Annotated in this window: 11 protein-coding genes; 2 read left to right on the top strand and 9 right to left on the bottom strand. The window is 77.5% G+C overall.

The features are described from left to right. Positions 1–87: 87 nt before the first annotated feature. Positions 88–1287, top strand: coding sequence for an ATP-binding cassette domain-containing protein (locus ABTW95_RS35355; RefSeq protein ID WP_500228598.1), 1200 nt, complete (start codon positions 88–90; stop codon positions 1285–1287). 72 nt (positions 1288–1359) lie between these two features. Here the strand turns inward: ABTW95_RS35355 and pdxR are convergent, their stop codons facing one another. After that, on the bottom strand, positions 1360–2901 hold the full coding sequence (gene pdxR / locus ABTW95_RS35350) for a MocR-like pyridoxine biosynthesis transcription factor PdxR (protein ID WP_500228597.1): 1542 nt from the start codon (positions 2899–2901) through the stop codon (positions 1360–1362). Positions 2902–2930: 29 nt separating this feature from the next. On the opposite strand from pdxR, the gene ABTW95_RS35345 reads away from it, so the two are divergent. After that, on the top strand, positions 2931–3794 hold the full coding sequence (locus tag ABTW95_RS35345; RefSeq protein ID WP_396454519.1) for a methyltransferase domain-containing protein: 864 nt from the start codon (positions 2931–2933) through the stop codon (positions 3792–3794). A 28-nt stretch (positions 3795–3822) separates the two neighbouring features. Here the strand turns inward: ABTW95_RS35345 and ABTW95_RS35340 are convergent, their stop codons facing one another. The 8 genes from ABTW95_RS35340 to gvpJ are packed head-to-tail and all read right to left on the bottom strand — an operon-like array spanning position 3823 to position 7843. Then, on the bottom strand, positions 3823–4308 hold the full coding sequence (locus ABTW95_RS35340) for a gas vesicle protein K (RefSeq protein ID WP_500228596.1): 486 nt from the start codon (positions 4306–4308) through the stop codon (positions 3823–3825). Beyond that, positions 4242–4511 (bottom strand): gas vesicle protein, encoded by a 270-nt coding sequence (locus tag ABTW95_RS35335; RefSeq protein ID WP_500228595.1) that lies wholly within the window; start codon positions 4509–4511, stop codon positions 4242–4244. The genes ABTW95_RS35340 and ABTW95_RS35335 overlap by 67 nt, the downstream gene beginning before the upstream one ends. Positions 4512–4521: 10 nt before the next feature. Next, entirely contained in the window at positions 4522–5619 is a 1098-nt protein-coding gene (locus ABTW95_RS35330) for a GvpL/GvpF family gas vesicle protein (protein ID WP_500228594.1), read from the bottom strand. Continuing rightward, positions 5616–6035 (bottom strand): gas vesicle protein, encoded by a 420-nt coding sequence (locus tag ABTW95_RS35325; protein ID WP_396454514.1) that lies wholly within the window; start codon positions 6033–6035, stop codon positions 5616–5618. Before ABTW95_RS35325 ends, ABTW95_RS35330 begins: the two co-directional genes overlap by 4 nt. A gap of 6 nt (positions 6036–6041) precedes the next feature. Next, the gene (gvpO, locus tag ABTW95_RS35320) at positions 6042–6305 is read right to left on the bottom strand and encodes a gas vesicle protein GvpO (RefSeq protein ID WP_396454513.1); all 264 of its coding nucleotides are present in this window, start codon (positions 6303–6305) and stop codon (positions 6042–6044) included. 10 nt (positions 6306–6315) lie between these two features. Beyond that, the gene (locus ABTW95_RS35315) at positions 6316–6567 is read right to left on the bottom strand and encodes a gas vesicle protein GvpG (RefSeq protein ID WP_396454512.1); all 252 of its coding nucleotides are present in this window, start codon (positions 6565–6567) and stop codon (positions 6316–6318) included. A gap of 5 nt (positions 6568–6572) precedes the next feature. Next, positions 6573–7361, bottom strand: coding sequence for a GvpL/GvpF family gas vesicle protein (locus tag ABTW95_RS35310; protein ID WP_396454511.1), 789 nt, complete (start codon positions 7359–7361; stop codon positions 6573–6575). Further along, on the bottom strand, positions 7358–7843 hold the full coding sequence (gvpJ, locus tag ABTW95_RS35305) for a gas vesicle protein GvpJ (protein WP_500228593.1): 486 nt from the start codon (positions 7841–7843) through the stop codon (positions 7358–7360). Before gvpJ ends, ABTW95_RS35310 begins: the two co-directional genes overlap by 4 nt. Positions 7844–8000: the final 157 nt, after the last annotated feature.

The following is an 8000-nucleotide window of genomic DNA, read 5'->3' as shown; positions in this document are numbered from 1 at the left end:
AAGCGGGCGCGGAGCAGGTCCCGGTCTGCCGCGGGCAGGTTCCGGGATTCGCGTTGCCACAGTACGCCCAGGTCACGTCGGTCCAGTGTGATCGTCGCGCTGGCGGCGGCCGGGGCCGGCCGCGCGGCGGCGCGGGCGGCCGCGGCGCGCGAGGAGCTGGCGGTGCGCTCCCTGGACGTGCTGGAGGGCGCGGCGGACCTGGCGGTGTTCAACGCCGCGGACCGGTTCGCGGCCCGCGCCGGTGACGCCGCCGGGCGGCTGGAGCGTGCGGAGCGGTCCGCGGCGCGGCTGGCGGCGCTGGTGTCGGCGGCGGGGTTCGCGGTGCAGGGCGCCACGGTCGCGGCGGTGGCGTGGGCGGGTCTGCGGGGCGGGGTGGACCAGGTCGGTGCGGCGGTGCTGGCGCTGACGGCGCTGGTGGCGGTGGAGTCGGTGCTGCCGCTGGCGGGGGCGGCGCAGCCGCTGCGCGAGGCGGTGCCGGCGCTGCGGAGGGTCGGCGCGGTGCTGGCCGCTCCCCCGGAACTGGCGGTGTCGCGCCCGGTGCCGCTGCCGCGGGGGCCGCTGGAGGTGGAGCTGCTGGGCGTCCGCGTCGCCTTCGGCGACCGGGTCGCGCTGGACGGGGTGGACCTGCGGGTCGGGAGGGGCCGCCGCGTCGCGGTCGTCGGGGCGAGCGGCGCGGGCAAGAGCACCCTGCTGGCGGCGGTGTCGGGCGAGGTCGCCGCGTCGTCGGGCGCGGTGCTGCTGGGCGGGCGCGCCCTGGCCCGGTACGCGCCCGGGGACGTGCGGGCGGCGGTGCGGGGGCTGGCGCAGGACGCGCACGTGTTCGCCGGGACGGTCCGCGCGAACCTGCTGCTGGCGCGGCCGGACGCGAGCGAGGAGCAGCTGCGGGCGGCGGCGCGGCGGGCGCGGTTCGCCGAGGTGGTGCGGGCGCTGCCGGACGGGTGGGACACGGTGGTGGGCGCGGGCGGGCGGGGCCTGTCGGGCGGGCAGCGGCAGCGGCTGCTGCTGGCGCGGGCGCTGCTGGCCGATCCGCCGGTGCTGGTGCTGGACGAGCCCGCCGAGGCGCTGGACCCGCGGGCGGCGGACGCGGTGACCCGGGACCTGCTGGAGGCGCCCGGCGGCGGGACGCTGCTGCTGGTCACGCACCGGCTGGCCGCGCTGGGCGCCGCCGACGAGGTGGTCGTGATGGACCGGGGCCGGGTCGTCCAGCGGGGCCGGCACGAGGAGCTGCTGGCGGTGCCGGGGGCCTACCGGGACCTGTGGGACGCCGCGGCCCTCGCCACCCGGTGACCGCCCCCGCCGCCGCCCCCGCCGCCGGTCCGGGCGCCGGTCCCTGCCGGCGGCGCGGTGTGCGGCGCGGTGTCAGGCGTTCAGGCGCTTCAGGGTCCGGCCGAGGACCGCGATGCCCTCGGCGATGTCGGACGCGGTCGCGGCGGCGTAGCCGAGGACGAGGCCGGGGCGGCCGGGCCGCTGGGCGTGCCACGACAGCGGCTGCACCTTGACGCCCTCCTCCAGGGCCGCGGCGGCCAGCGCGGCGTCGTCGGTGCCCGGGGCGAGGGTGACGGTGAGGTGCAGGCCGGCGGCGGCGCCGTGCACGGCCGCGCCGGGCAGGTGCGCGGCGACCGCGCCGATCATGGCGTCGCGGCGGCGGCGGTGGCGGTGCCGCAGCAGCCGCAGGGTCCGCTCCATCTCGCCCGAGGCCATCAGCTCGGCCAGCACCAGCTGCGGCAGGGCCGCGTTGCCGAGGTCGGCGAAGCGCTTCTCGGCGACGACCGCGTCCATGAACGCCGGCGGCGGCAGCAGCCACCCGGTCCGCAGCGCCGGGGCCAGCAGCTTGGACACGCTGCCGGTGTAGAAGACGCGGTCGGCGAGCATCGACCGCAGCGCCGGGACGGGCGGCCGGTCGTAGCGGTGCTCGGCGTCGTAGTCGTCCTCGATGACGACGCCGCCGCCGGCCGCCCAGCGCATCAGCTCGCGGCGCCGGCGCCCGGCCAGCACGGCGCCGGTCGGGAACTGGTGGGCGGGGGTGAGCAGCACGGCGGGCGCGCCGCCGGCCGCCAGGAGGTCGACGCGGATCCCGTCGTCGTCGACGGGCACGGGCGGGGTGTCCATCCCGCCGTGCCGCAGGTGCTGGCGGACGCCGAGGGAGCCGGGGTCCTCGACCGCGATCGCGCCGACGCCGGTGCGGGCCAGCACGCGGGTGATCACGCCGAGGGCCTGCGCGGTGCCGGCGACCACCACGATCTGGGCGGGGTCGGCGCGGACGCCGCGGTAGCGGGCCAGCCAGTCGGCGACCGCGGCGCGCAGCGCGGGGACGCCGCGGGGGTCGCCGTAGCCGAGGTCGGCGGCGGGCAGGTCCCGCAGGACGGTGCGCTCGGCGCGCTGCCAGGCCGCGCGCGGGAACGCCGACAGGTCCGGCACGCCCGGGGTCAGGTCGATGCGGGCGGGGGCGGCGCGCAGCGCGTCGAAGACGTCGGCGCCCGGCTCGCGCGGGAACGGCGCCCCGGGGAACGGGGCGCCGGCCCAGGCCGCGGACGACACCGCGGCGGAGGCCGGGCCGGCGTGCGGGCTGGCGTGCGGGGCGTCCCGGGAGGGGGCGGGCGGCAGCGGCGCCGCGACGACCACGGTGCCGGCGCGGCCGCGTCCGGCGATGTGCCCGTCGTCGACCAGCCGCTGGTAGGCCTCGGTGACCACGCCGCGCGACACCCCCAGTTCGGCGGCCAGCACGCGGGTGGGCGGCAGGCGGCTGCCGACGGGCAGGCGGCCGTCGCCGATGGCGTCGCGGAGGCGCCGCGCGAGCCAGTCCGACAGGCCGCCGCGCGGGGCCTCGGCCGGGTCGAGCTGCAGGAAGTCCGACCCGCCGGGTTTGGCCCGGCCGGGTTCGTTCCCATTGGACCTGTGCACCGGACCATTGTGGACCCCAAAGTGATCCCATGCAGACCACGACCACGACGACCCAGGCCCCGCCCGGCCCCGCGGGGGCGGCGCCGGGCGGCTACGTGCACGGGTACTCCGGGCGGGAGGCGCGGCGGCTCGGCGACCAGGCCGACGCGCTCGCCGATCTGCTGCACGCCGGGACGTCCTATCCGGCGGGCAGCAGGGTGCTGGAGGCCGGCTGCGGGACCGGCGCGCAGACGGTGCACCTGGCGGCCCGCTCCCCCGCCGCGCACCTGACCGCCGTGGACGTGTCGGCCGGCTCGCTGGCGCGGGCCCGCGCCCGGGTGGCGGCCGAGCTTCCCGGCGCGCGCGTCGCCTGGTGCCGCGCCGACCTGCACGACCTGCCGTTCGGCGGCGGCGCGTTCGACCACGTGTTCGTGTGCTTCGTGCTGGAGCACCTGCCGGACCCGGCCGGGACGCTGGCGGCGCTGCGGCGGGTGCTGCGGCCCGGCGGGACGGTGACGGTGATCGAGGGCGACCACGGGTCGGCGTTCCTGCACCCCGACAGCCCCTACGCCCGCGCCGTGATCGCGCACCTGACGGCGCTGCAGGCCGCGGCGGGCGGCGACGCGCTGATCGGGCGGCGGCTGCGTCCGCTGCTGGCCGCCGCCGGATACGAGCGGATCCACGCCGGGCCCCGCACCGTGTACACCGACGGCGACCGGCCGCGGCTGGCCGCGGCGTTCACCCGCGACACCTTCACCGCGATGGTGGAGGGGGTCCGCGACGACGCGGTCGCGGCGGGGCTGGCCACGCCCGCCGACTGGGACCGCGGCGTCGCCGACCTGCTGCGCGCCGCCGGGCCGGACGGGACGTTCCACTACACCTTCTTCAAGGCGACCGCCGTCAACCCCGGATGAAGGGGGAAGGGGCCGGGGGCGGGGCGGGTCAGTCCTCGGGCAGGAGCGGGCCGAGCGGGCCGAGCGGGCCGAGATCGAGGTTGAGGTCGTGGTCGTCGAGGCCGAAGTGGTCCTTGAGGCGGGTCATCGCCTCCTCCAGCCGCATCAGCGCCAGCCCCAGGTCCTCGATCTGCACGTCGGTCAGGTCGCCGCCCTCGGCGCGGCGCAGCGCCTGCCGCTCCATCAGCTGGCGGATCAGCTCGACCAGCGTCAGGACGAGCTTGACCAGGTCCCGCTCGACCGTCTCGGGGTCGGACCGCAGCCGCTGCATCGTCCGGGACGAGCGTTCGCGCAGGTCCCGCTCGCGGGCGGGCGCCGCCCGCACCGGCGCGTCCGGGGCGCGGCCGGCGAGGACGTCGCGGGTGAACGGGTCGCCGGCGGCGGGGTCGCGCACCGACACCTCCCCGGTCACCGGCCGCCGGTCGCGGGACGCGCGGGGGTCGTGCCCGCCGGGGTGGTGGTCGTGCCGGTCCATGGTCGCTCCTCCTCGGGCAGCAGCTCGTCGCGGACGGTGGTGATCAGCGCCCGCAGCGACACCTGCACCAGGTCCACCCCGGCGATGGAGATCACCAGGTCGCCGGCGATGACGACGCCGCCCGCCAGCAGCCGGTCGAGCAGGTCGACCAGCGCGATCCGCTCCATCGGGGCGTCGCCGCCGTGGTCCAGGACGGCCGTCACGCGTCCCCCGTCACAGGTCGCCCGGCACGCGCGCGGGCGCGGCGCCCGCGGTGTCGATGAAGGAGTACGGCGGCCACGGCCCGGTCACCTCCACCTCGATGCCCGGCAGCCGCTCCCCCGCCGCCCGCGCCACCGCCAGGAAGCCGGGGACCTGCTCCTCGTCCAGCAGGTAGGCGGTGTTGAGGATCTGCGCGCCCGGCCGGCCCGACAGGCGCGGGTCCTGCGGCGGGTGGTGGCGGGACGCCACGGCGTGGTCGGCGAGCTCGGCGTGCACGGCGTCGGCCTGCCCGGCCACGCGCCGTCCCGCGTCGGCGCGGCGGCGGCGCTCCTCCTGCCGGCGCCGCAGGTACGCCGTCCCCACGCCGCCGCCCGAAACGCCGCCCGAAACACCGGGCTCGGGGTCCGGGCCGGGGCCGGGATTGGGGCCGGGGTCGGGGCCGGGGTCGGGGCCGGGGTTGGGGCCGGGGTTGGGGCCGGTGAGGGGCTCGGCCCTGGGCGCGAGCCCCCCACCGGGATCGGTGCCGCCGGCACCGGCGGATGCGCCGGCGGGAGCATCGGCGGAAGTTCCGGGGGACGCGGCGGGCGGGGCGTCGCCGCGCATGGCCTCGGCGGAGGCGTAGGCCTTCACGCCCCACTCCGACCGGCCGGAGATGAGGTCGAGGATCTCGGTGAACCGCGGGCCCTGCGCCGCCAGCACCTCGGCGACGCGCGCGTCGTCGCGGTAGATCGTGGCGATCCGCACCGGCGCGGTCGGTGCGGCGTGCGCGGCCCGGTCCACCACGTCGTGGTGGGCGCGGGCGGTGGCCTCCAGCCACGCCAGGTCCTCCAGGTTGGCGCGCAGTGCCGCCTCCCCGTACTCGGCGAGCGCGACGGTGCTGACCAGCGCGGTCAGCCCGCCCTCGACCACGCCGCGCACGGGCGCGCCGGCGACGCCGGCGGCGCCGCCGAGCGCGGCCGGGTCCAGGCCGCGCGCCACCCCGTACAGGTAGACGGCGGTGCCGTCCCGGTGACCGGCCGCGCCGCCGGCGGTGTCGCCCGCGGTGTCGCCTGCCGCGTCACCGGCCGGGGCGCCGGGTGCCGGGGCGCCAGGTGTAGGGGCGCCGGTCATGATGTGGACTCCTTCCCCCGCGCCGGGCGGGCCGCCCCGTTCCCGCCGGCCCCGTTCTCACCGGCCGAGCCGGCCTCCAGGGCGGCGAGGCGCTCGCGCAGCCGCCGGTTCTCCTCCAGCAGCTCGCGGTCGGCCTGCCCGGCCTCGGTCTCGTCCTGCCGCGCCTTGGACGACAGCGACGGGTCGTGCTCCCACCAGTCGATGCCCATCTCCCTGGCCCGGTCCACCGACGCGACCAGCAGCCGCAGCTTGATGGTCAGCAGCTCGATGTCGAGCAGGTTCACCCGGATGTCCCCGACGATCACGATCCCCTTGTCGAGGATGCGCTCCAGCAGGTCCGCCAGGTTCGCCGAGGTCCGCTCACCGGCCATCGACCGCGCCGGGGACCGCTGCCCGGTCCAGGAGATCTCGCTCACTGCGTCTCAGTCCCTCTCCACTCGTCCGCGGGGATAGCGGCGGGCGCGGCGGTAGCCGACCAGCTCCCCGTCGGCGTCCACCTCGGTGTCGTAGCAGGCGAGGATGTCGGCGGAGTCGGGGATGCGGCGGGTCTCCACCACCTCCACCGCGACGCGCCAGCCGTCCTCGCCGGCCCGCTCGATCCCCACCACGCACTCGGCGCTGCGGCCGGTCATCGCGGTGACGTGCTCGACCGCCCGTTTGGCGGCCTCGGACGCGGACATCATCACTGGCCTCCCGCTATCCGCCCGGCCGGTAGCCGCGGGCGCGGCCCTCGTTCAACCGGCGGATCAGCTCCTCCTCGCGGGCCGCGGCCTCGTCCTCGGTGATCTCACCGGCGGCGGCCTCGTCGGCGATCTGCTGCATCTCCGCGGCGATCCGCCCCGGGTCGTACAGCTGCGCCTCGGCCTGCTCGGTGAGGGTCTCGGCCAGCCACACCACGCCCTTGACGGGCGCGAGCGGCAGCGTGACCAGGCCGCTGAACAGTCCCATCGCCCTCACTGCTCCGGGACGAAGTCGTAGGGCGGCAGCGGCCCGACCAGCCGGACCCGGATCCGGTCGGCGTGGGTCTCGCCGAGCTTCTCCACGGCCTCCTCGAACTGCGCGCGGCGGTCGGCGGGCACCAGGAACGAGGCGTCCAGGACGTCCTCCTCCCGCGCGGGCGTCTTGCGCACGAACGCCTCCGCCGCCGGGGCCGCGCCGTCCAGCAGGACCTGCCCGTCGCGCTCGCGGCGCCGCTCCATCGCCTGCGCGATCAGCTCGCCCAGCCGGATGCGGTCGTAGTAGACGGCGTCGGCGGCGTCCGGGGGGACCTCCCGCAGCCGCTGCGACAGCTCGGCGATCTCCGGCTCGGCCGCCATGATCTCGCCCAGCACCTCGTCCTGGACGTAGGTGGCCTTCAGCCGCAGCTCGACCCTGCCCTCCAGCTGGTCCAGGACCTGCCCGAGGCGGTCGGAGTTGCCGGCCAGCAGCTCCTTCTCCACGGCGTCGCGGTCGGCCAGCGCCGCGCCGAACCGGAACGGCAGCACCACGGTACCGGCGTCCACCAGCGCGTTCAGCACCCGCTGGTGCGCCACCAGGTCGGCGCGCTCGCCCAGCGCCCGGCCGGTGGGCAGGTCGCTGACGATCGCGGCGCACACGCCGCCGTCGCGCACCAGCGCCACCGGGCGGTCGTCCAGCCCGCTCACATCGGCGGGCAGCTCGGCGTCCGCGCGGGTCACGCCGTACACGTACTGCGGGACCCGCTCCTGCGTCCCCTGGCCGCCGGGGGGTTGCGGCGTGCTCATTCTTCCTCGTCCTCCTTCTTGCGGGACGAGCGGCGCCGCGCGGGCTGCTTCTCCTCCTCGTCGTCGTCGGAGTCGCCGCCGCCGAAGGTCTCCTTCAGCCGCTCGCCCGCGCCCTCCAGCGCGCCGCGCGTCTTCTTCTTGGCGCCCGACTCCTGCATGCCCTCCACGAACTGCGGCAGGCCCTGCGAGGTGCCGTCGTGGGCGATGTCGAGACGGTTCACGGCCTCGGCGAACCGCAGGTAGGTGTCGACGCTGGCGACCACGATCCGCACATCGACCGTGAGGATCTCGATCCCGACCAGTGACACACGCGCGTACAGGTCGATGACCAGGCCCTTTTCCAGGATCAGGTCGACGACGTCGGCGAGGCTGCTGCCTGTTCCGCCGCGCTGGACGTAATTGCTGCCCGAAGTCTGCTGGGCGATCGGCCCAGTCGTCTCATCTCCTCGATCGGGGGTTTGCTCTGGGGGTTTGGCACGCACCCCGGTGTACCCACACCGATCTCTCTAAACAGGTCTTCTCGTTTCGGTCACCCGCCGGTCAACGCGCGCGTCCACCCGGGCCCTCCCGAGGTCCGGCCGGTGGACGCGGGCAGGCCGCGGCGGACCAGGGCAGCTCCGACCCCTTCGACAGGTTGAC

The sequence above is a fragment of the Spirillospora sp. NPDC127506 genome (assembly GCF_040302145.1).
In the GTDB taxonomy this organism is placed as follows: Bacteria; Actinomycetota; Actinomycetes; order Streptosporangiales; family Streptosporangiaceae; genus Spirillospora.
Note: the sequence above shows the minus strand (reverse complement) of the source record. Positions and strands in the feature narration are given on the sequence as shown.

Bases quoted from the DNA above. Each gene is read 5' to 3' on its own strand.
- ABTW95_RS35345 (WP_396454519.1), top strand. From the start codon at position 2,931: ATGCAGACCACGACCACGACGACCCAGGCCCCGCCCGGCCCCGCGGGG.
- ABTW95_RS35340 (WP_500228596.1), bottom strand. From the start codon at position 4,308: ATGGACCGGCACGACCACCACCCCGGCGGGCACGACCCCCGCGCGTCC.
- ABTW95_RS35330 (WP_500228594.1), bottom strand. From the start codon at position 5,619: ATGACCGGCGCCCCTACACCTGGCGCCCCGGCACCCGGCGCCCCGGCC.
- ABTW95_RS35315 (WP_396454512.1), bottom strand. From the start codon at position 6,567: ATGGGACTGTTCAGCGGCCTGGTCACGCTGCCGCTCGCGCCCGTCAAG.
- ABTW95_RS35310 (WP_396454511.1), bottom strand. From the start codon at position 7,361: ATGAGCACGCCGCAACCCCCCGGCGGCCAGGGGACGCAGGAGCGGGTC.